Here is a 19,442-nt window from a genome sequence, read left to right on the forward strand (position 1 = left end):
TGCAGGGCCTCAGCCCAGGCCCTTAGCCGAGCCCCTTCTGCCCCATCTCCAGGAACTTCTGGCGGCGCTGGGCGCGGATCGCCACGCCGTCCAGACCGTCCAGCTCGGCCAGCGACTCCTCAATGGCGTCGCCGAGCGCCTTGACCGTCTCGGCCGGGTCGCGGTGGGCGCCGCCGATGGGCTCGCTCACCACCCGGTCGATGATGCCGAGTTCCTTGAGGTCCTGGCTGATCAGGCGCAGCGCGATGGCCGCCTCGCCCGCCATGTCGGGGTTGCGCCACAGGATCGACGCGCAGCCCTCCGGCGAGATGACGGAGTAGATGGCGTGCTCCAGCATCAGGACGCGGTTGGCGGTCGCGATGGCGATGGCGCCGCCGGACCCGCCCTCGCCGATCACTGCCGCCACCATGGGCACGGTCAGGCGCAGGCAGCGTTCGATGCTCTTGGCGATGGCCTCGGCCTGGCCGCGCTCCTCCGCCTGGACGCCGGGGAAGGCGCCGGCGGTGTCCACCAGCGAAATCACCGGCAGATTGAAGCGGTCGGCCAGATCCATCAGGCGCTGGGCCTTGCGGTAGCCCTCGGGCTTGGCCATGCCGAAGTTGTGGCGCACGCGCGATTCGGTGTCGTGCCCCTTCTCCTGGCCGATGACCACGACCGAACGGCCACGGAACCGGCCCAAGCCGCCGATGACCGCACGGTCCTCGGCGAAGGCGCGGTCGCCGGCCAGCGGCGTGAAGTCCTCGATCAGCCCGTTCACGAAGTCCAGGCAGTGCGGCCGGTTGGGGTGGCGCGCCACCTGCACCTTCTGTGCGGGGGTGAGCTTGGCGTAGGTCTGCCGCAGGAGCTTGTCGACCTTGGTCTGCAGCTTCGTCACCTCGTCGGCGATGTTGATGTCGCCCGCGTTGGTGAGATGGCGCAGTTCCTCGATCTTACCTTCAAGCTCGGCGATCGGCTTTTCGAATTCCAGAAAGGTTTGCATGCCGGGATTGATCACGGGCCGGAAAAAAGGGCGCGCTACGGTTTCCGTAGTTCGCGGACCGGGCTTGGTAACACGGTGCGGCCCGGCAACGCCACAGGTTATCGCACGGATCTGCGCTGGGCGAGCCGGCGGCCGAAGGTGACCAGCAGCACGCCGGCCACGATCACCGCCGCTCCGCCCCAGACCCAGGGGGAATAGCGCTCCCCGAACAGCAGCGTGCCGGTGCCCAGGCCGACGGCGGTCGCCACATAGCCGATCTGGCTGAGATAGACCGGCCCGGCGACGACCTGAAGCCGGAAATAAAGCACGTAGGTCAGCGCCGTCACCGCGATCTGAAGCGCGGCGAGGCCGGGGGCCAGCGCCAGCGTGCCGAGTTCGCCGAGGCCATCGATGGCCATAATGGCCAGCGCAACCCAGGCCGCCCCGCCGAACATCGTGCCGGTGGCGAGCGCCATGGGCTGGGCGCCCGGCGGCCACGCCTTGGTGCGGTAGACGTTGCCCGCCGCGACCGAAGCCGGGATGACGAAGGCCAGCGCCATCCAGCCGGCGAGGTCCGGCGACGGCAGGCTGCCGCGCGGCCCCACGATGGTCAGCGCACCGACCAACCCCAGCCCGATGCCGGCCGCGCGCCAGACGTCCGGCCGCTCGATTCGCACGGCCATCGCCATCAACAGCGTCAGGATCGGCGGCAGCGTGTAGACGACCGAGGCCAGCCCCGCCCCCAACGGCGGCAGCACGACGAACAGCACCACGTTGGGCAGCGCCATGGAAAGCAGGCCGGAGACGGCGTAGTAGCGCAGGTGACGCCCACCGAGCGGCAGCGGCGCTCCCTTGGCCCGCGCCAGGGCGGCGAGGATCAGCCCGGCGCCGAACATCATCGAGAAGGCCCAGGGCAACGGAGACACGCCGGCCTGCTGGGCGAATTTGGTGATCGGGAAAATGGCGCCGATCAGCCCGCCCGTGCCGAGAAGGAGCACAAGCGCTTCAAGGCCGCGCGCGGCGGGCTGGACGACGGAACCGGCGGACACCGCAGCGGTGCCCCTACAGATTCGCCACGGCCCGGCGGATGGCTTCGCGGAAGGAGTCGAGCGAGGCGATGTCCAGCAGGAACAGGACCTGCCCCTGCGCGTCGCCGGAGGCCAGCGCCACGTCGATGCGCACGAACAGCACCGGGTCGTCGGCGGCCCCGATCAGTTCGGCCGGCGGACCGGCGCTGTAGCCGGGCAGCGCGCCGGCCAGTTCGCTCTCCACGAGGTTGGACAGGCTGGCGAGGCAGCCGTTCAGGATGATGTTGCCGATCTCGGTCAGCACATCCTGTTCCAACTCGCCCGGCGCCTCGGTGCCCGGCTCCACGGGGACGAGGCGGCCGACCAGGGCCAGCGTGCCGCGTTCCGGGAAGATCAGCATCGCCTCGCCGGTGAAGGGGCCGGAGAAGGCGCCGCGCACCGCGCAGACTCGGGCGGCCTCTTCCGGATCCAGGTCGCGGGCGATGCGCGCGCGGCTGGACACCGTCAGGGACGGCACCGACAGCTGCACCTCCTCCCCGATCATCTCGCTGAGCGAGGCGGCGGCTTGGCCCATGCCGATGTTGAACAGCTCGGCGATCGCGTCGGCTTCGTCGGCGTCCAGGGTGAAGCGGTCGTCGTGATGGGTCATGGCGGTCACTGCCCCGCCGAGGCCAGGAACTCTCGTATCTTGTCGGAGGTGATCGGCTTCGGGATGAAGCGGCAGCCCAGCGCCTCGGCCTTCTTCTTCAGCGCGTCCTGCACGTTGGCGGTCAGGATGCCGATGGTCAGGCTGGGGAACTGTTCCTTCAGCTTGGATGACAGCGTCAGGCCGTCCATGCCCGGCATGTTGTAGTCCACGATGGCCACCACCGGGATGACGCCATCCACCTTGCTCAACGCTTCCTCGCCGCCCGCCGCAGACAGGATGGTCCAGTTCGGGCGCAGCGAGGACATGACGCTGCCGACCATGTCGCGAGCAAGGCGGCTGTCGTCAACGATGAGAACGGTGGTCATGCCGAAAGCCATCCAAAAGTGTGCTGTGGGCGGAACCAGCGTTTCTACCGCAAAGGGTTTTTCGCTACAAGGCGTGTGGTTTTCACGATTCTGGAATGGTGCCGCGTTGAGTGACCGGGTTGCGGATTTCCGCGTCGTGCTGGACACCAACATTCTCGTCGCCTACGCGCTGCTGGGCGAGAAGGTGGTGCGCCGGAACATGGCGGTCCGCGACTGCGTCGAGGCGGTGCGTGCGCGCGGTGAGATGCTGGCCTCCGCCGCCACGCTGGCGGAACTGCGCGCGGTGCTGATGCGCCCCGACTTCGACCGCTACAAGCCCGCCGCCGAGCGGGAGGCCTTCCTGACGGCGGTGGCGGCCGAGGCCCGTCTGGTCGCGCCGGCCCCCATCGGCCGGCTGTGCCGCGACCCGGAGGACGACATGTTCCTGGCCGTGGCCCTGGCCGCCGACGCCGATTGGCTGGTCACCGTGGACCAGCAATTGCTTTCCGTCCGCAGCGTCGGCCGCACCCGCGTCCTGCGCCCGGAACGGTTCCTCGAACGGATCGTGGACGGCTTATAAAACCGCCGAACCCAAGCTTGCGTTCGCAGCTTGCTCTCGAAGTTTGATGGCGAAGTTTGCTCTCGACAAGCGGCGCCCGTTCACTAGAATGGAAAGTGAACATTTCGCAAACCGCGCGTGAACGGTCAGGACAAGGACGGCCAGGATAAAAGGCTGCCGGTGCCACAGGTGAACGAATGAGCGCCCAACCCCTTCTGTTCGACAGCCTGCCCGAGACGGAGCGGGTGCGCAAGCCGCGCCGGTCCCGCGCCACCACCATGGCGGAGCAGGTCGCCGTCGATGTGGTGCGCGAGGCGGTCCCCCCGCCCCCCGCCCCGATTCCCATGACGCTGGTGCCGCCCGCCCCGGAGGTTGCCCCGGTGACGCAGTTCGACCCGGCGGCGCTGACCATCCCGGAGTTGCGCGCGCTGGTTCAGGCGCTGCCGGACCTGCGGCTGAGCCAACTGCTGATCGAGGCGGCGCGGGAGCTGAAGCGGCGCGTCGCCCCCGAAGGTTGGGAGGAGGATGCGGAATCCGGTCCGTTCGAGCCTAACCCGGCGCTGCTGCGGTCCGCCCGGCAGGTGGTGGGAGAACTGTCGGGGGAGGACGGTTGATTCCAATTTCGGGGTGCTCGTCTAACTTTTGTACGGGAAACTTCACGCGACAAGACATGCCCGAATGTGCAATGATGTGTCCCACAGCCCGCCGTAAGCCAAAGCCGGGTTGAACGCAGGCGCAGCGACCTCCCGGAGGGGGCATTGGACTGGATCACCTGGTTGCAGGAATGGGGCGACGCCTTCTACCCCATTGCTTTCTTGTGGGCGTTCTTCGAGGGCGAAACGTTCGTCATTTTCGGCGGCATGGGTGCCCAGATCGGCATCATCAACCTGTACTGGCTGGTTGGATCCGTCTGGATCGGCAGCTTCCTCGGTGACCAGCTGTGGTTCTGGCTGGGCCGCAAGTGGGGGGGCAAGGCGCTGGCCCGCTTCCCCTCCGCGGAGACCCGCGCCGCCCGCATCCTGGAATGGCTTGAGAAGTACGGCGTCGGCTTCATCCTGGTGTTCCGGTTCCTCTACGGCATCCGCAACATCGCCTCGGTCGCCATCGGCACCTCGCGCATGCCGTGGAGCCGTTTCCTGTTCTGGAACTTCATCGCCGCCGGCATCTGGGCCTGGAGCTTCGCCGGAGCCGGCTACCTGTTCGGCGAGGCCGCCGCCGCCATCGGCGAGAACGGCCCTAAGATCCTGGTGCTGATTGCCGCCTGCATCGGCCTGCTGTTCTTCGCCCGCAAGAGCCTGATGTGGATGCGCCGCCGCGCCGCGACCTCGGAGACGCAGGCGTAAGCGTCACGCTCTCCGAGCAATCCACACGGCGGTCAGGTCGTCGCGGAGCGGTTGCGTGGTGCGGGCGTAGAAGCGGTCGAGCAGCGGGCGCAAGGGCTGGGACCGATTGATCGCCAGCGCCTCGCGCAGGAAATCCGGGACCGCCTGCTGGCCGATGGGGCCGTGCTCCTCGCCCCGGCATTCGATCAGGGCGTCGCTGTAGAGGAACAGGAAACCGCCGCGCGGCAGGCGGAAGCTGCGGTTCTCATAGCGCGCCCGGCGCGAGGCGCCGAGCACCAGCCCCGCCGAATCCAGCAGCCTCATGTCGCCCCCCACCCCCAGCACCGGATTGGGCGCCCCGGCGGCGGCGTAGGTCAGCGTGTCGGTGTGCAGGTCGAGGATGCCGAAGAAGGCCGTGGCGAACTGCCCGACCGGCAGCACGTCCTTCAGCGCCCCGTTCAGCTGCTCCAGCCATGCGGACGGCGTCACGTCCTGCATGGGAAAGCGGTCGATCAGCGTGTGCAGGCGGAAGGTGTTGATCGCCGCCGTGATGCCGTGCCCGGCGAAATCGACGATCAGGAAGGCCACCCGGCCGTCGTCCAGCGGGAACAGGTTCCAGAAATCGCCGCCCAGTTCCGACGACGTTTCGAAATGGGCGTCGAGAATGAGGCCGTAGCGGTCGGCGATGGCCGCCAGCCGCTTGGGCTCGGGCAGCAGGGAGAGCTGCATGTCCTGGGCGTGCTTCAGCTCCCGCTCCACGCGCTCGCGGAAACTGGCGAGGTCGGTGAACAGCTTGCGCTTTTCCAGCTGGTGGCGGACGCGGGCCACGCACTCGCCGGGCTTGATCGGCTTGGAGATGAAGTCGCTGCCGCCCGCCTCGAAGCAGCGCACCTGCTCCTCGTCGCTGTCCAGCGCGGTCTGGAACAGGATCGGCAACTCCTCGTGCGTGGCGTTGCGGCGCAGCTCGCGGCACATCTCCAGCCCGTCCATGACCGGCATGTTCACGTCGAGCAGGACGAGGTCCGGCCGGAAGCTCTCCACCTTGCGCAGCCCCTCCACGCCGTTCTCGGCGTAGTCGATCTGCGTCAGGCCGGCGCGGCGGATCACCAGCCCCAGCGATTTGCGGTTGAACTCGTTGTCGTCGACGATGAGGACCCGGCTGCCGGAGAGCGATATGCCCATGGGCCGCCCGTCACAGGTCGAAATGCAGGACGGTGCAGCGTCCGCCGTCGGTCACGCTGACCCGCTTGGCCAAGGTTCGCATGAAGACGAAGCCTCGGCCCGAGCGCGCACTGCCCCCGGTCTCCGCCGGCAGGGACGCGGTGTCGAAGCCGCCGCCCTGGTCCACCACGGCGATAGAAAGGCCACCACCCGGGCCGCCGCCCCAGCGCGCGAAGACGTCGAGCCGCCGCCCGCGCACCGCAAGGTCGCCCAGCCGTTCCTGAACCATGCGGCTGAAGACCCGGTAGCCCTCCGGCTGGTCCTTGGCGGAGCTGGCGATGCCCAGATTGCCGTGCACCAGCGCGTTGGCGATGGCCTCGTGCAGGCACAGCTCGATGGAGCCGCGCCGCTCCGGGCCGAGCACGCCGCGCCGGGCCAGCTCGTCGCAGACCAGGACCGCGCATTGCAGGCCGTAGGCGCTGCCGGTGGTCAGGGACAGATAGAAGCCGTGCTCGACCGGCGGCGCGCCCAGCCAGTCCCCCTGAAGGTCGCCGGCGCGCTCCTCGTCCTCGGTCAGCTCGACGGTGAAGAAGGCGTTCTGGTCCAGCGCGTAGCGGACGCCGTCGCGGTCGGCACCGGCCAGAAGGATGGCCGCCGCGATGGGCGAGGCGCCCGCCCCCTCGCGCGGCAGGCCGAAACGCGCCGCCGCGCGCGCGGCGACATCCGCCGGCACGCGGTCGCGCACCAGGCAGAAGGCCCGCGCACCGACGGGAGCAGCCCCGTCCGGGGGCGGCTCAATATTCAATGTTGATGATATCACCGATCCTGGCCAACTCGATGGAGTTCTTCACGTCGCCCTGCGGTTTGCGGACGACGAACCCGATGTTCCGCGTCTCCGTCTCGTCCTGCAAAATCAGGAGCATGCCGAGCCCGGCGGAATCGATGAATTGCAGATCGGACAGGTCGAGCACGAAGCGCCGGGTTTCCGGCTGCGCCATCAGCGCGACCAGATCGGCAAGACAGTCATGGTCGGTGAACTCCCACCGGCCGCTGATCTGCACGGTGATCGCGTCCGGGGTGGTGCGCTCTTGAAACTCCATCACGTCCTCGCTGTTGCCGGGCGCCGCACTTAACGCTTCGGCGGCACCGCCGGAACAGTAGTGCAACCATACCGCCATACTCAAGCACGATGCCGCGCACATCGCGCGTTCGCCACAAAATTGACTGCACCATGGCGTGCAATGCGCCATGGACGCGCCTCGGCGGAAGGGAGTACAACCGCATAGCGGGATGTGCAGCGTCGGCGGATCGGCCTTCCATGAACGTGATCGAACAGGCCTGGAGGAAAGTGCCGACGGTGTCGGCCCGGTTCCTGCTGATCCTGATTCCGATCCTGACGCTGACGACGGTGGGCTTCTCGACGATCTTCTTCTACGGCAAGTACAACGAATTGCGCGGGAGCCTGCGCGGCAAGATCGAGGCGATCGCCGAGATCAACGCGGTCGCCCTGTCGTCCAGCCTGTGGACCGTGGACGTGCCGGCCATCCGCAACATCATCCAGGCCATCTCGGTCAACCGCGAGCTGTTGTGCATCGAGGTGGCGGACGAGCTGGCCGGCGGCCAATTCGCCTGGCCCGGTCCGGACTGCCGCCCCTTCGCCGAATACGAGAGCGCGCGGCGGGCCATCCAGGTGCAGAACCGGCGGCTCGGCTCCATCACTCTGTACTTCACCCACGCCTCCGTGGACGAGCAGATCCGGGACGAAGTGGTCAGCACGCTGTGGCTGCTGCTCCTGCTGCTGATCGGCACGGTGGTGACGGCGCTGACCGCGCACCGGCTGACCATCGGCGTGCCGCTCGGCCGGCTGGTCGAGTCGATCCGTGCGGCCGAGCAGGAGCATGTACGCCACCCGGTCCGCTGGTCCTCGACCGACGAGCTGGGCCGGGTCATCGCCGCCTACAACGGCATGCTGGCCCGACTGGACCGCGAGGAGGCGGCGCTGCGCCAGAGCGAGGAACGGCTGGGGCTGGCCATCGCGGCGACGCGCTCCTCGGTGTGGGACTATGACCTGCGCACCAAGCAATACTGGTGGTCGAAGGAGTTTCCCGCACTGCTCGGCTACGGGCCGGACGAACTGGCGATGACCGCCGAGACCTGGGAGGCGCTGATCCACCCGGACGAGATTCGCCGCGTCGTCGCCGAATCCCGCCGCCGCGTGCGCGACCGGGAGATGGCCTACAGCTCGGTCTACCGGATGCGGCGGCGCGACGGCCGCTGGGCCTGGATCGAGGATCGGGCGACCGCGCTGCGCGACGCCGACGGCGTGGCGCTGCGCCTGACCGGCACCATGTCGGACGTGACCGAACGCGTGCAGACCGAGCAGGATCTGGCGCGCGAGCGCAACGTGCTGCAGATCACGCTCGACAACACCGACCAGGGCATCATCATGGTGGACCGCAATCTGCGGGTGGTGAAGTCGAACCGCCGGGCGGCCGAGCTGCTGGGCGTGCCGCCCGGCTTCCTGGCCGGCAACCCGCTGTTCCCCGACATCGTGCGGATGCAGCGCGCCAACGGCGGGCTTGAGGAGTTCAGCATCGACCCGGACCTGGAGCTGGAGCAGGTGTCGGTCATCCCGGACCAGCCCTTCACCTTCAAGCGGCGGCGCCCGGACGGCACGATCATCGAGGTGCGCTCCAACCCGCTGCCGGAAGGCGGCTTCGTGCGCACCTTCACCGACGTCACCATCGAGGCCCGCTCCGCCGAGGAGATCTTCCACGCCATGGAGGCGCTGGAGACCGCCTACGCCGACCTGAAGGAAACCCAGAACAGCCTCGTCCAGGCGGAGAAGATGGCCTCGCTGGCGCTGCTGGTCGCCGGCGTCGCGCACGAGATCAACACGCCGGTCGGCATCGCCTATGGCTGCTCCACCCACCTCGCGTCCAAGACCAAGGCGCTGACCGAGGCGTTCGAGCGGGGCAGCATGAAGAAGTCCGACCTTGCCGCCTACGTCGCGGCGGCGGGCGAGTCGTCGCGCCTGATCCAGCAGAACCTGACCCGCGCGGCCGAGCTGATCCAGAGCTTCAAGCGCGTCGCCGTGGACCAGACCAGCCAGGAGCGCCGCCGCTTCGACCTCTCAGCCTATCTGGAGGAGATCATCACCTCGCTGGGACCGCGCCTGCGCAAGAGCCCGCACAAGGTCAGCATCCGCTGCGCGGAGGGGATCACCATGGACAGCTACCCCGGCGCGCTCAGCCAGATCATCACCAACCTCGTCATCAACGCGCAGACCCACGCCTTCGCCGACCGGGCCGAAGGGCACATGGTGGTGGAGGCCGGGGAACTGCCCGACGACGAGGTGGAAGTCCGCTTCAGCGACGACGGGTCCGGCATCCCGCCCGACAACCTGCCGAAGGTGTTCGAGCCCTTCTTCACGACGAAGCGCGGCACCGGCGGCAGCGGCCTTGGCCTGCACATCGTCTTCAACCTGGTGACGCAATCGCTCGGCGGGCGAATCTCGGTCGACAGCACACCGCAAAGCGGGACCACCTTTGTCCTGCGCATCCCGAAATCCGCGCCCCGCATGGCGGTGCCTGAAAACGAGTCCGGCGACGCCGCAGGAACGGTAGCAGCATGATCGACGCCCCCCTTTTTATGGCCCCCCCTTTGCTCGACATCGACGACGAGATCCTGTTCGCCGAGGAAGAGGGCGACACGGCGCGGCCCTACCCGTCCGCTTCCCTGCCCTGGACCATCCTGGTGGTGGACGACGAGGAGGACGTCCATTCCATGACCAGCCTGCTGCTGGCCGACGTGGCGTTCCAGGGCCGCCCGCTCGACCTCGTCAGCGCCTTCACGGCGGACGAGGCGCGGGCAATCCTGTCGCGGCGGCGCGACATCGCCGTCGTCCTGCTGGACGTGGTCATGGAGTCGGACGACGCGGGGCTAAGGCTGGTCCACTGGATCCGCGACGAGCTGGGCAACCGCGACCTGCGCATCATCCTGCGCACCGGCCAGCCGGGCCAAGCGCCGCAGCGCGACGTGATCGTCGATTACGACATCAACGATTACAAATCGAAGGCCGAGCTGTCGGCCGAGGGGCTGTTCACCGCGGTGATCGCGGCGCTGCGCGCCTACGACTACATCCTGTCCATCGAAACCAAGGTGGCCGAGCGCACGCGTGAGCTGAGCGAAAGCCGCGAGCAGGTACGGGCGATCCTGGAGTCGAGCCCCGTGGGCGTCTGCGCCTACGGCGAGGACGGCGGCATCGTCATGTGCAACGACCGGCTGGTCGCCCTGCTGGGCGTCTCGAAGGACCGGCTGACCAGGGGCGCCATCGGCGACCTGTTCGTCGAAGCGGAAGACGAGGGTGAGGAGGAGACGGACGCCCACTGGACCTGTTTCCGCCGCCCGTTGCGCGACGCGGAGGCGCGGCTGCGCCGGGCCGACGGGTCCACCTTCTGGGCGCTGGTGTCGGTCGATCCGACGGTGCTGGACGGGCAGCCGGTCTATCTGGCCTGGATCTACGACATCACCCGGCGCAAGCTGGCCGAGCGCCAGATGGAGGCCGCCAAGGAACAGGCCGAGCAGGCGACCTCCGCCAAGTCGGCCTTCCTCGCCACCATGAGCCACGAGATCCGCACGCCCATGAACGGCGTTCTGGGCATGCTGGAGCTGCTGGAGCGCACGCAGCTCGACGCGCAGCAGCTGGACACGGTAGCGACGATGCGGGAGTCGGCGACCTCGCTTCTGCGCATCATCGACGACATCCTCGACTTCTCGAAGATCGAGGCCGGCAAGATGGACCTGGAGCAGGTGCCGGTCTCCATCCCCGCGCTGATCGAGAGCGTGGCGGAGACGCTGGCCCCGGCGGCGCGCGGCAAGGGGCTGTCGCTGCTGACCTACGTGGACCCGGCGATCCCGCACGACCTCGTCGGCGATCCGGTGCGGCTGCGCCAGATCCTGTTCAACCTGGGCGGCAACGCAATCAAGTTCACCGAGGCAGGCCGCATCGTCGTGCGGGCGGCGCTGACCTCGCCGGGCGACGGCTGGGCGCGGCTGCGGATCGAGGTGTCGGACAGCGGAATCGGCATTTCCGAAGCGGCCCGCAAGCGGCTGTTCCAGCCCTTTTCCCAGGCGGAAAGCTCCACCACCCGGCGGTTCGGCGGGACGGGGTTGGGCCTGTCGATCTGCCGCCGGCTGGTCACGCTGATGGGCGGTGAGATCGGGGTGGACAGCGCGCCGGGAACGGGATCCACCTTCTGGGTCAACCTGACGCTGAGCGCGGTGACGTCGCCCTGCGCGCCGGCGCCGGTCGATCCCGACCTGACGGGCCTGACCATCCTTCTGGGCCTGCCGGAGGAGATGGAGCGCAGCTTCGTCGCCTGCTACCTGGAAACGGCCGGCGCCCGCGTCGTGCCAGGCGGCGATCCGGACGAACTGGCCGGGCAGGCGCACCACGCGTGCGCGGCCGGGCGCCCCCTGGACGTCGTGGTGGTGGACGAGCTGCTGCACACCCCGGTCGCCGCCGCCGCTCCCCAGATGCTGGGCCGCCGCATCGGCGAACCGCGGATGCCCACCGTGCTGCTGTACGACCCGGCCACCGGCGCCCCCCGCCTGCCGCAAGGGCCGATCCCGGTCAGCCGCCCGGTGCGGCGGTCGGCGCTGATCCGCGCGGTCGCCGCCGCCGCTGGGCGCGCCGCTCCGGACATGGTTGGCCCGGACGCCGTCCATGGCGCCGCGCCCCCCTCCCCCCCAAGCGCACCCGAACCGAAGCCGGCCGCCAGCCCGGCGCCGCCCCGCCCTGCCGCCCCGTCCCCCACACCGACGCCAAAGGACGCCCAAGGCCGCCTGATCCTGGTGGCGGAGGACAACCCGATCAACCGCAAGGTCGTTCAGATGCAGCTCAATTCGCTGGGCTACACGGCGGAGCTGACGAACGGCGGCGCCGAGGCGCTGGCCGCAATGCGCGAAAAACGCTACGCGCTGCTGCTGACCGACATCCAGATGCCGGAGGTGGACGGGTTCGAGCTGACCCGCCGCATCCGCACGGCGGAGAGAGACGGCGGGGAACGGCTGCCGATCATCGCGATCACCGCCAACGCGGCGCCGGGCGACGTGGAACGCTACCTCGCCGCCGGCATGGACGCCGTGCTCAGCAAGCCGCTCGACCTCACGCAGCTGGCGGCGGCGCTGGCCCGTCACATGCCGGCCGCGATGGAGACGAAAGGGGCCGAGACGAAAGCGGCCGGGGCGAAGGCGGCAACCGTTTCCTTCACCGTTTCGGATGAGCCGCCGGCCGTCGATCTCACCGCGCTGCGCCAGCTGTGCGGCGACGACCGCGCGCTGATCGAGGAGCTGCTGGGCGATTTCGCCACCGTCTGCCGCAGCATCATGGGCGAACTGGCCTCCGCCGTCGCCGCCCAGGACGCCACGCGGGTGCGCGGCTGCGCGCACAATTTGAAGGGCTGCTCGCGCAACGCCGGGGCCGCGCCGCTGGCACGCGCCGCGCAGGAGTTGGAGCGGGCGGTCGGCGAAGGCGCGGCTTGGCCCCGCCTGACCGCGCTGGCCACGATGGCGGACGAGGCGCTGAAGGATGTGGAGCGGTTTGTCCGGTCCTTTTGAGATCCGCCGAATTGGGAGGCCTTATCACACCCGGCGGGGTTGCACCGGAACGTTGGAAGGCGAAAGATGGGCGCCTGTGTCCTCCCGCGTGAGACGCCGATCATGCCCCTGCCGTCCGCTTCCGACATCCGGGATGCCTACCTCCGCGACGGCTTCGTCGTGGTGCGCGGCGTGTTCTCCGCCGACGAGGTGGCGGAGATCGCCGCCGCCTTCGACCGGCAGTACGAGGCGGGGCTGACGCACCCGCGCAGCTTCCGCCACGGCAACTTCCACGTCCGCGTCGCCGACGACCCGGCCATCGGCCGCACGGTGCGGATGGTGCAGTGGCCGTCCTATGGCGACGGGGTGCTGAACGGCGTCCGGCAGGACCGGCGGATGCTGGAAATCATCGAGCCGCTGATCGGCAACGACGTGAAGCAGATCATCAACCAGATGCACTGGAAGCCGCCGGGCGCGGCGGCCGGCGACTACGCCTTCCACCAGGACAGCCGCTTCCGCCGCCCGCGCGAGGCCTACCGGAACCTGGGGGAATCCTATGTGCAGACCGGCATTGCCGTGGATCCCCACACGGCGGAAAGCGGGGCGATGCGGCTTTATCCCGGCAGCCATCGACTGGGCGACCTCGCGCTGACACCGCGCGGCAGCATTCTAGGCACCGGCATCGCCGAGGAGGCGTTGGAGCGGCACGGGCTGGACCCGGCCAAGCTGGTCGATTTCACGATGGAGCCGGGCGACGTGGGGCTGTGGCACCCCTACATGATCCACGGCTCGGCGGCCAACCGCTCGACGCGCGACCGGCGGCTCTACATCAACGGCTATGTGCGGGCGGAGGACTGCGACCGGGGCGAATGGACCTGGCGCCACGGCCAGCCGGTGCCGCTGGGCGACCCCGTGCTGGTCCATTTCGAGGATTTGCACCTGCGCCCCGAACCGCATTACGTGGACGAGGGCGCGTACGGCGGGTGATGCCGCACGCCTTCGATTGAGGTATCTTGCGGGCGATGAAACGCCTGCTCGCCACCCTTCTTCTGATGCTCTCCCTTCCGGCCGCCGCCCCCGCCGCTGCCGAGGAGGCGCCGGTGCCCGCGCTGGGGATCGAACTGACGCCCTACGGCGCGGTGCGGGCGGGCAACAGGACGCGGGCGATCCCGGCCTGGACCGGCGGGCTGACGCAGGCGCCCAAGGATCATGCGGCGGGGCGGCATGTCCCCGACCCGTACGACGAGGACGGGCGCTGGTTCACGGTGGGCCCGGCGGACATCGACCGCTACAAGCTGCGGCTGTCGGCAGGGCTCCAGGCCCTGTTGCAAAAGCACCCGACCTCCTTCGAAATCCCGCTGTTCCCGACCCGGCGCAGCGCCGCCTTTCCGCAGCGCGTCTATGACGAGACGCTGGAGAACGCCACGCGCGCCAAGCTGGGGGAAAACGGGTTGGCGCTGAGCGGGGCGAAGATCGGCGTTCCCTTCCCGCTCCCGGCCAACGGCGTGCAGGCGATGTGGAACCACATCCTGCGTTGGCGCGGCGAGACGGTCAGCCGCACCAGCGCCACCATCCTGCCCACCCAGACCGGCGAGTTGCCGCAGACGCTGTACCGCGAGGACCGGTTGTCGACCTACGCCGCCGGGCAGGAGGGGCGCCCGGCCTTCTACCGGCGCACGGCGCTGTCGCCGAAGGGCGTTCCCGGCGCGACCCTGCTGCTGCACGGGACGCTGAACCCGATCCAGTCGGGCTTTTCCGCGTGGTTCCGGGCGGGCGAGACCGGCAAGGGCGTGCGTGCGCCCGACTTCGCCTACGACACGCCGGACCCGGCGACCGGCGGCATCCGCACGGCCGACATGCTGGACATGTTCAGCGGACCGCTGGACCGGTTCGACTTCACGCTGGTGTCGCGGCGCGAGATGTACGTGCCCTACAACGCCTACCGGATGAACACGCCCAGTCTGGCCCCGGTCGACTTCCTGTGGCCGAACCACCCGAACCCGCAGTTTCTGCGCTATGAGATGCACCGCGTCTGGGTGGTGGAGGCGAAGGTCAAGCCCGGCTACCGCCACGCCCTGCCGGAGCGCACCTACTACCTGGACGAGGATTCCTGGCAGATCGTGATGGCCGACCATTACAACGCCAAGGGGGAACTGGTCCGCTATTCGGAGGTGCACGGCATCACCGACCCGCGCATCCCGGTCTTCTACCCGGCGATTGAAATCACCTACGACCTTGCGGGCGACCGCTATGTCATCAGCGGCGTGGACAACCTGCTGAAGCCCCCGGCCTTCGGCACGCCGATGAAGCCGGAGGAGTTCGCGCCGGAAACGCTGACCAAGCGCGGCCGACGGTAACGTTCAGGCCTCAATGCCGGAGCGCGCCGGCGACCCACTGGCTGACGACGGTTTCCGCCTGGAAGGCCGAGCAGTCCGGGTTGTGGTAGCGGTAGACGGTCACCGCCGCCTCCAGAGCGTAGCGTTCCGGCTGGCCGCAGCTGCACAGGCCGTTGTAGCAGCGCTGCACCGCGTCGCGGCAGCCCACCGGCTCCGGCGGGAACGAATCGAGCGCGATCATCCGCGTGCCGCTCATTGACGCTCATCCTCTTCGTTCAGCGGAACGCCGTAGATTTCCAGCCGGTGACCGACGATGCGGAAGCCCAGCTCGCGGGCGATGCGTTCCTTCAGCGCCTCCAACTCGGGGCTGGCGAATTCGATGATCCGGCCGCTGCGGGTGTCGATCAGGTGATGGTGGTGGTCGGCCGACGCCTCCTCGTACCGGGCGCGGCCGTCGCCGAGGTCCACCTTCTCGATCACCTGCGCGTCTTCCAGAAGGCGCATGGTTCGGTAGACCGTGGCGATGGAGATTCGCGGGTCGATCAGCACCGCGCGGCGGTGGACCTCCTCCACGTCCGGATGGTCGTCGGATTCCGACAGAACCTGCGAGATGACCCGGCGCTGGCCGGTCATCTTCAAACCCTTTTCCAGGCACAACGCTTCCAGCCGCGACTTCATCCCACCGTCACCTTCGCCATACACGCGGTGGGGACATAATACTGAAAATCGTTCGCAATCCCAGCGTGACCTTTACGCGGCGAAATGCCGCACTTGGCCGAAAGCGTGCGTTGACACCAACCCGTTGCTTGCCCCCAATTTTTGCACCGGGCGCGTCGTCTCGCGCATCAGCCTGAACTTGGGAGGGAAAAAACATGAGACGTACCATTCCGGCCGCCGCCGTCGCGGCCATTCTCGCCATGGCCGCATTCCAGGGTTCGGCATCGGCGCAGCAGCCGGGCCAGCCGCAGGCGCGGGCCGCGATCAGCGACGCGCAGGGCAAGGCTCTGGGCACCGTCACCCTGACGCAGTTCCCGCAAGGCGTGCTGATCCACGGCGAACTCGACGGGCTGAAGCCCGGCTGGCACGCCGTCCATATCCACGAGAACGGCGCCTGCTCGCCCAACTTCGCGGCGGCGGGCGGCCACTTCAACCCCAGCGGCGGGCAGCACGGCATCGACGCGGCCCCCATGCACGCCGGCGACCTGCCGAACTTTCTGGTCAACGAATCGGGCAAGGGCGGCTTCGAGACGATCACCCATCAGGTGACGCTGGGCGAGGGGCAGGCCAGCCTGTTCAAGCCGGGCGGCACGTCCTTCGTCGTCCACGCCAACCAGGACGATTACGTCAGCGAGCCGGCCGGCAATTCGGGCGACCGCGTGGCCTGCGGCGTCATCGAAAAGCGCTGAAGCAGCGTTCCCAGCCGCCCCCTTCGGCCGGAAGGGGGCGGGCGCGGGACATTTCCGGTCTCCCCACCCTTGTTACAGGCTTGTTTCCTTGCCAAAGGCCGCCGCACGCCCTATGTGTGCCCGGTCGATTTTCTTTGGGGCCATTTCCCACGGTGAATTGATGGCTCCGCGCACGCCTGCGGCGGAGCGCCCCCGAGCCCGGCCGCGCCCGTCCATGGGACATGGAAAAGCGCAGCCCCTTTTCACGTGACCAGGACAAAACCCCGCATGACCGAATTCACCGGCCTCGGCCTGATCGAGCCCCTTCTGCGCGCCGTTGCGGAGGAGGGCTACCAGACCGCCACGCCGATTCAGGCCGGCACCATCCCGCTGCTGCTGCAAGGACGCGACGTTCTGGGCCTTGCCCAGACCGGCACCGGCAAGACGGCGGCCTTCACCCTGCCGATCCTCCAGCGCCTTTATGAAGCCAAGCGCCGCGTTCCGGCGAAGGCGCCGCGCGCACTGATCCTGACGCCGACGCGCGAATTGGCCCTGCAGATCGGCGACAGCTTCAAGACCTACGGGCGGCACCTGCCGATCCGCAGCACGGTGATCCACGGCGGCGTCGGCCAGAGCCCGCAGGTCGCGGCGCTGGCCCGCGGCACCGAGGTGCTGGTGGCCACCCCCGGCCGCCTGCTCGACCTGATGGCGCAGAACCAGTGCCGCCTCGACCACATCGAGCTGTTCGTGCTGGACGAGGCCGACCGCATGCTCGACATGGGCTTCATCCGCGACGTGCGGAAGGTGGTCGCCGCCCTGCCGACGCAGCGCCAGACGCTGCTGTTCTCCGCCACCATGCCGGACGCGGTGGCCGAGCTTGCCAACAGCATCCTGACCGACGCCGAGCGCGTCGAGGTGACGCCGCAGTCCACCACGGTGGAGCGCATCGCCCAGCGCGTGTTGTTCGTGGAGCGCGCTGACAAGCGCCGCCTTCTGGCCGACCTGCTGCAGGACACGGTCATGGAGCGGACCATCGTGTTCGCCCGCACCAAGCACGGCGCCGACCGCATCGCCGAGCATCTGAAGAAGGCCGGCGTCCCCGCCGACGCCATCCACGGCGACAAGTCGCAGTCGGCCCGCGTCCGCGCGCTGGAAGCCTTCCGCAGCGGCGACCTGAAGGCGCTGGTGGCGACCGACATCGCGGCGCGCGGCATCGACATCGACGGCATCACGCACGTCATCAACTTCGACCTGCCGAACGAGCCGGAAAGCTACGTCCACCGCATCGGCCGCACCGCGCGCGCCGGCACCGACGGCAGCGCCGTCTCTTTCTGCGACGCGGAGGAGGTGGCCTACCTGAAGGACATCGAGAAGACGATCCGCCAGCCGATCCCGGCCGACACGGACCACGCCTACCACGCCGCCGTCGTGGCGGCGCTGCACGCCTCCACGAAGAAGCCGCCCAAGCCCGCTCCGAAGCCGCAGCGCCAGAGTCAGGGTCAGGGCCGAGCGCAGCAGCAGGGGCCGAAGGCCCAGCAGAGCGGCAAGCCGCAGGGTGGCAAGCCGCAGCAGGGTGGCGGGAAGCCTCAGGGCGGAAAGCCGCAAGCCTCGAAGCCCCAGGGGGCCAAGCCGCAGAGCACCGGCGGTGGCGACCAGCCGCTGAAGATGAACCGCCACGACCGCCGCCCGGCCCCGCACGGGAACGCGCATGGCGGCAACAAGCGGTCGGCGGCGTAAGGCTGCTTTGAAAGGCCCCTCTCCCGCGTGGAAGAGGGGCTTTTTTGATGTTACGCCAGCCCTTCGGCGGTCAGCGCCGCCGAGACGGCGGGACGGTCGGCCACACGCGCCATGTAGGCGGTGAGGTTCGGCCAAGTCGCGAGGTCGATGCCCATCGGCTTCGCCCAGCGCAGCACCGTGAAGCAATAGGCGTCGGCCACCGTGAAACGGTCGCCCATCAGATAGGCCTTGCCGTCCAGAGCCCGGTCGAGGACCGCGAACTTGGCGGCGAGGGTCTGCTTGACGATGACCTTGAACTCCTCCGGCGTGGTCGGCCGGAACAGCGGGCTGAAAGTCTTGTGCAGCTCGCTCGACACGAAGTTCAGCCACTCCTGAACGCGGTACCGATCGAGCGACCCGGCCGGCGGAAGCAGCCCGGAGTCCGGCGCGCGGTCGGCGATGTACTGGACGATGACCGGCCCCTCCGTGAGGATGCCGCCTTCGTCGAGCGCCAGCGTCGGCACCTGTCCTTTCGGGTTCACGGCCAGGAAGTCGCCGCCGTCCTCGGTCTTCTTGGCGGCCAGATCGACCTTCACGAGATCCGCCGGCAACCCGGCTTCGCGCATCACGATGTGCGGCGACAGCGAGCAGGCGCCCGGCTTCATATAAAGCTTCACGTCTCTTATCCCTGATTGGTGGGGGATCAACGCCCTGACAGCTACACCAATTCGGGACAGATGTGAGGGCATCAAAGGCGCACAGCCGTTGTGCAGATATCAGGCGGCGCGGCCGTTCCGCATGAGGAACGGCCGCGTCCTTGAACAGGCGTTCGGATCAGCGCGCGAAGATCTGGTTCATGTCCTGGAAGCTCTTGAACTCCAGGGCGTTGCCGCTGGGATCGAGGAAGAACATGGTCGCCTGCTCGCCGACCTGCCCCTTGAAACGGATTTGCGGCTCGATCAGGAACTTGATGCCGGCCGCCCTCAGTTTGTCGGCCAGCGCGTGCCAGTCGTCCCAGTTCAGGATCACACCGAAGTGGCTGGCGGGAACCTCCTCGCCGTCCACGGGGTTGGTGGCCCTGGTCCCGGCGTCCTCCGTCACATGGGCCACCACCTGATGGCCGTAGAGGTCGAAGTCGATCCAGCGGTCGGACTCCCGCCCCACCCCGCAGCCGAGCACGCCGGCGTAGAAGGCGCGCGCCTCCTCCTTGTCGCGGACCGGGAAAGCGAGATGGAAAGGCGGGACGGCTTTCGTCGTGCTGCTCATGGGGTTTGTCCCCTCCCTGTTATTACTACTGTGTCATAAGTTTGGTTTCTGAAGAGGGCAGGCCTGAAGGCAGCACGGGCATCTTGGCAGTCGGCGGGCCAAACGGACGGCGATCTGG

20 protein-coding genes are annotated in these 19,442 nt (G+C 68.7%); 9 read left to right on the forward strand and 11 right to left on the reverse strand.

The features are described from left to right. Positions 1 to 22: 22 nt before the first annotated feature. The 4 genes from J2852_RS14050 to J2852_RS14065 all read right to left on the reverse strand — a co-directional run bounded on the left by J2852_RS14050 (position 23) and on the right by J2852_RS14065 (position 3,000). Positions 23 to 979 (reverse strand): acetyl-CoA carboxylase carboxyltransferase subunit alpha, encoded by a 957-nt coding sequence (locus J2852_RS14050; protein WP_209876420.1) that lies wholly within the window; start codon positions 977 to 979, stop codon positions 23 to 25. 98 nt (positions 980 to 1,077) lie between these two features. Next, on the reverse strand, positions 1,078 to 2,007 hold the full coding sequence (locus J2852_RS14055; RefSeq protein WP_209876422.1) for a DMT family transporter: 930 nt from the start codon (positions 2,005 to 2,007) through the stop codon (positions 1,078 to 1,080). Positions 2,008 to 2,020: 13 nt separating this feature from the next. After that, entirely contained in the window at positions 2,021 to 2,635 is a 615-nt protein-coding gene (locus J2852_RS14060; RefSeq protein ID WP_209876424.1) for a chemotaxis protein CheC, read from the reverse strand. 5 nt (positions 2,636 to 2,640) lie between these two features. Continuing rightward, a complete protein-coding gene (locus J2852_RS14065) occupies positions 2,641 to 3,000 on the reverse strand; it encodes a response regulator (RefSeq protein WP_209876426.1) in 360 nt (119 codons plus the stop codon). Between the two features lie 106 nt (positions 3,001 to 3,106). On the opposite strand from J2852_RS14065, the gene J2852_RS14070 reads away from it, so the two are divergent. The 3 genes from J2852_RS14070 (at position 3,107) to J2852_RS14080 (ending at position 4,881) form a co-directional block, all read left to right on the forward strand. Continuing rightward, positions 3,107 to 3,559, forward strand: coding sequence for a putative toxin-antitoxin system toxin component, PIN family (locus J2852_RS14070; RefSeq protein ID WP_246499602.1), 453 nt, complete (start codon positions 3,107 to 3,109; stop codon positions 3,557 to 3,559). Positions 3,560 to 3,735: 176 nt separating this feature from the next. Then, positions 3,736 to 4,152, forward strand: coding sequence for a hypothetical protein (locus J2852_RS14075; protein ID WP_209876430.1), 417 nt, complete (start codon positions 3,736 to 3,738; stop codon positions 4,150 to 4,152). A gap of 144 nt (positions 4,153 to 4,296) precedes the next feature. Continuing rightward, the gene (locus tag J2852_RS14080) at positions 4,297 to 4,881 is read left to right on the forward strand and encodes a DedA family protein (protein WP_209876434.1); all 585 of its coding nucleotides are present in this window, start codon (positions 4,297 to 4,299) and stop codon (positions 4,879 to 4,881) included. Positions 4,882 to 4,884: 3 nt separating this feature from the next. Here the strand turns inward: J2852_RS14080 and J2852_RS14085 are convergent, their stop codons facing one another. The 3 genes from J2852_RS14085 to J2852_RS14095 are packed head-to-tail and all read right to left on the reverse strand — an operon-like array spanning position 4,885 to position 7,271. Beyond that, complete coding sequence (locus J2852_RS14085) at positions 4,885 to 6,042, reverse strand: PP2C family protein-serine/threonine phosphatase (RefSeq protein WP_209876436.1); 1,158 nt, start codon at positions 6,040 to 6,042, stop codon at positions 4,885 to 4,887. A 10-nt stretch (positions 6,043 to 6,052) separates the two neighbouring features. Further along, positions 6,053 to 6,826 (reverse strand): ATP-binding protein, encoded by a 774-nt coding sequence (locus J2852_RS14090; protein WP_211112209.1) that lies wholly within the window; start codon positions 6,824 to 6,826, stop codon positions 6,053 to 6,055. Then, a complete protein-coding gene (locus tag J2852_RS14095; RefSeq protein ID WP_246499604.1) occupies positions 6,816 to 7,271 on the reverse strand; it encodes an STAS domain-containing protein in 456 nt (151 codons plus the stop codon). The genes J2852_RS14090 and J2852_RS14095 overlap by 11 nt, the downstream gene beginning before the upstream one ends. A gap of 68 nt (positions 7,272 to 7,339) precedes the next feature. On the opposite strand from J2852_RS14095, the gene J2852_RS14100 reads away from it, so the two are divergent. The 4 genes from J2852_RS14100 (at position 7,340) to J2852_RS14115 (ending at position 14,978) form a co-directional block, all read left to right on the forward strand. Then, positions 7,340 to 9,655 (forward strand): PAS-domain containing protein, encoded by a 2,316-nt coding sequence (locus tag J2852_RS14100; protein ID WP_209876438.1) that lies wholly within the window; start codon positions 7,340 to 7,342, stop codon positions 9,653 to 9,655. Then, on the forward strand, positions 9,652 to 12,642 hold the full coding sequence (locus J2852_RS14105) for a hybrid sensor histidine kinase/response regulator (RefSeq protein WP_246499605.1): 2,991 nt from the start codon (positions 9,652 to 9,654) through the stop codon (positions 12,640 to 12,642). The genes J2852_RS14100 and J2852_RS14105 overlap by 4 nt, the downstream gene beginning before the upstream one ends. A gap of 102 nt (positions 12,643 to 12,744) precedes the next feature. Further along, the gene (locus tag J2852_RS14110) at positions 12,745 to 13,608 is read left to right on the forward strand and encodes a phytanoyl-CoA dioxygenase family protein (protein ID WP_209876440.1); all 864 of its coding nucleotides are present in this window, start codon (positions 12,745 to 12,747) and stop codon (positions 13,606 to 13,608) included. A gap of 35 nt (positions 13,609 to 13,643) precedes the next feature. Continuing rightward, positions 13,644 to 14,978 (forward strand): DUF1329 domain-containing protein, encoded by a 1,335-nt coding sequence (locus J2852_RS14115; RefSeq protein WP_209876442.1) that lies wholly within the window; start codon positions 13,644 to 13,646, stop codon positions 14,976 to 14,978. Positions 14,979 to 14,988: 10 nt separating this feature from the next. Here J2852_RS14115 and J2852_RS14120 read toward each other — a convergent pair whose 3' ends face one another. Beyond that, positions 14,989 to 15,213, reverse strand: coding sequence for a hypothetical protein (locus J2852_RS14120; RefSeq protein ID WP_209876443.1), 225 nt, complete (start codon positions 15,211 to 15,213; stop codon positions 14,989 to 14,991). Next, positions 15,210 to 15,635 carry a Fur family transcriptional regulator gene (locus J2852_RS14125; RefSeq protein ID WP_209876445.1) on the reverse strand — a complete coding sequence of 142 codons (426 nt, stop codon included), beginning with the start codon at positions 15,633 to 15,635 and terminating at the stop codon, positions 15,210 to 15,212. The genes J2852_RS14120 and J2852_RS14125 overlap by 4 nt, the downstream gene beginning before the upstream one ends. Before the next feature lie 194 nt (positions 15,636 to 15,829). Between J2852_RS14125 and J2852_RS14130 the strand changes: the two genes are divergently transcribed. Both J2852_RS14130 and J2852_RS14135 read left to right on the forward strand, forming a co-directional pair. After that, positions 15,830 to 16,363 (forward strand): superoxide dismutase family protein, encoded by a 534-nt coding sequence (locus tag J2852_RS14130; RefSeq protein ID WP_209876447.1) that lies wholly within the window; start codon positions 15,830 to 15,832, stop codon positions 16,361 to 16,363. Positions 16,364 to 16,630: 267 nt separating this feature from the next. Then, positions 16,631 to 18,079: a DEAD/DEAH box helicase gene (locus J2852_RS14135; RefSeq protein WP_209876449.1), complete on the forward strand. Its 1,449-nt coding sequence runs from the start codon at positions 16,631 to 16,633 to the stop codon at positions 18,077 to 18,079. Between the two features lie 50 nt (positions 18,080 to 18,129). On the opposite strand, the gene gstA is transcribed toward J2852_RS14135, so the two are convergent. Next, complete coding sequence (gstA, locus tag J2852_RS14140; RefSeq protein ID WP_209876451.1) at positions 18,130 to 18,735, reverse strand: glutathione transferase GstA; 606 nt, start codon at positions 18,733 to 18,735, stop codon at positions 18,130 to 18,132. 157 nt (positions 18,736 to 18,892) lie between these two features. After that, on the reverse strand, positions 18,893 to 19,324 hold the full coding sequence (locus J2852_RS14145) for a VOC family protein (RefSeq protein ID WP_209876453.1): 432 nt from the start codon (positions 19,322 to 19,324) through the stop codon (positions 18,893 to 18,895). Between the last annotated feature and the right edge of the window lie 118 nt (positions 19,325 to 19,442).

The sequence above is a fragment of the Azospirillum soli genome (assembly GCF_017876165.1).
Taxonomy (GTDB): Bacteria; Pseudomonadota; Alphaproteobacteria; order Azospirillales; family Azospirillaceae; genus Azospirillum; species Azospirillum soli.

What these genes read in the sequence shown, in the direction of transcription:
- J2852_RS14095 (WP_246499604.1), bottom strand. Translation starts at nt 7,271, where the DNA reads ATGGCGCATTGCACGCCATGGTGCAGTCAATTTTGTGGCGAACGCGCG.
- J2852_RS14085 (WP_209876436.1), bottom strand. Translation starts at nt 6,042, where the DNA reads ATGGGCATATCGCTCTCCGGCAGCCGGGTCCTCATCGTCGACGACAAC.
- J2852_RS14065 (WP_209876426.1), bottom strand. Translation starts at nt 3,000, where the DNA reads ATGACCACCGTTCTCATCGTTGACGACAGCCGCCTTGCTCGCGACATG.
- J2852_RS14120 (WP_209876443.1), bottom strand. Translation starts at nt 15,213, where the DNA reads ATGAGCGGCACGCGGATGATCGCGCTCGATTCGTTCCCGCCGGAGCCG.
- J2852_RS14135 (WP_209876449.1), top strand. Translation starts at nt 16,631, where the DNA reads ATGACCGAATTCACCGGCCTCGGCCTGATCGAGCCCCTTCTGCGCGCC.
- J2852_RS14130 (WP_209876447.1), top strand. Translation starts at nt 15,830, where the DNA reads ATGAGACGTACCATTCCGGCCGCCGCCGTCGCGGCCATTCTCGCCATG.
- J2852_RS14105 (WP_246499605.1), top strand. Translation starts at nt 9,652, where the DNA reads ATGATCGACGCCCCCCTTTTTATGGCCCCCCCTTTGCTCGACATCGAC.
- J2852_RS14060 (WP_209876424.1), bottom strand. Translation starts at nt 2,635, where the DNA reads ATGACCCATCACGACGACCGCTTCACCCTGGACGCCGACGAAGCCGAC.
- J2852_RS14145 (WP_209876453.1), bottom strand. Translation starts at nt 19,324, where the DNA reads ATGAGCAGCACGACGAAAGCCGTCCCGCCTTTCCATCTCGCTTTCCCG.
- J2852_RS14050 (WP_209876420.1), bottom strand. Translation starts at nt 979, where the DNA reads ATGCAAACCTTTCTGGAATTCGAAAAGCCGATCGCCGAGCTTGAAGGT.
- J2852_RS14075 (WP_209876430.1), top strand. Translation starts at nt 3,736, where the DNA reads ATGAGCGCCCAACCCCTTCTGTTCGACAGCCTGCCCGAGACGGAGCGG.
- J2852_RS14115 (WP_209876442.1), top strand. Translation starts at nt 13,644, where the DNA reads ATGAAACGCCTGCTCGCCACCCTTCTTCTGATGCTCTCCCTTCCGGCC.
- J2852_RS14110 (WP_209876440.1), top strand. Translation starts at nt 12,745, where the DNA reads ATGCCCCTGCCGTCCGCTTCCGACATCCGGGATGCCTACCTCCGCGAC.
- J2852_RS14100 (WP_209876438.1), top strand. Translation starts at nt 7,340, where the DNA reads ATGAACGTGATCGAACAGGCCTGGAGGAAAGTGCCGACGGTGTCGGCC.
- J2852_RS14125 (WP_209876445.1), bottom strand. Translation starts at nt 15,635, where the DNA reads ATGAAGTCGCGGCTGGAAGCGTTGTGCCTGGAAAAGGGTTTGAAGATG.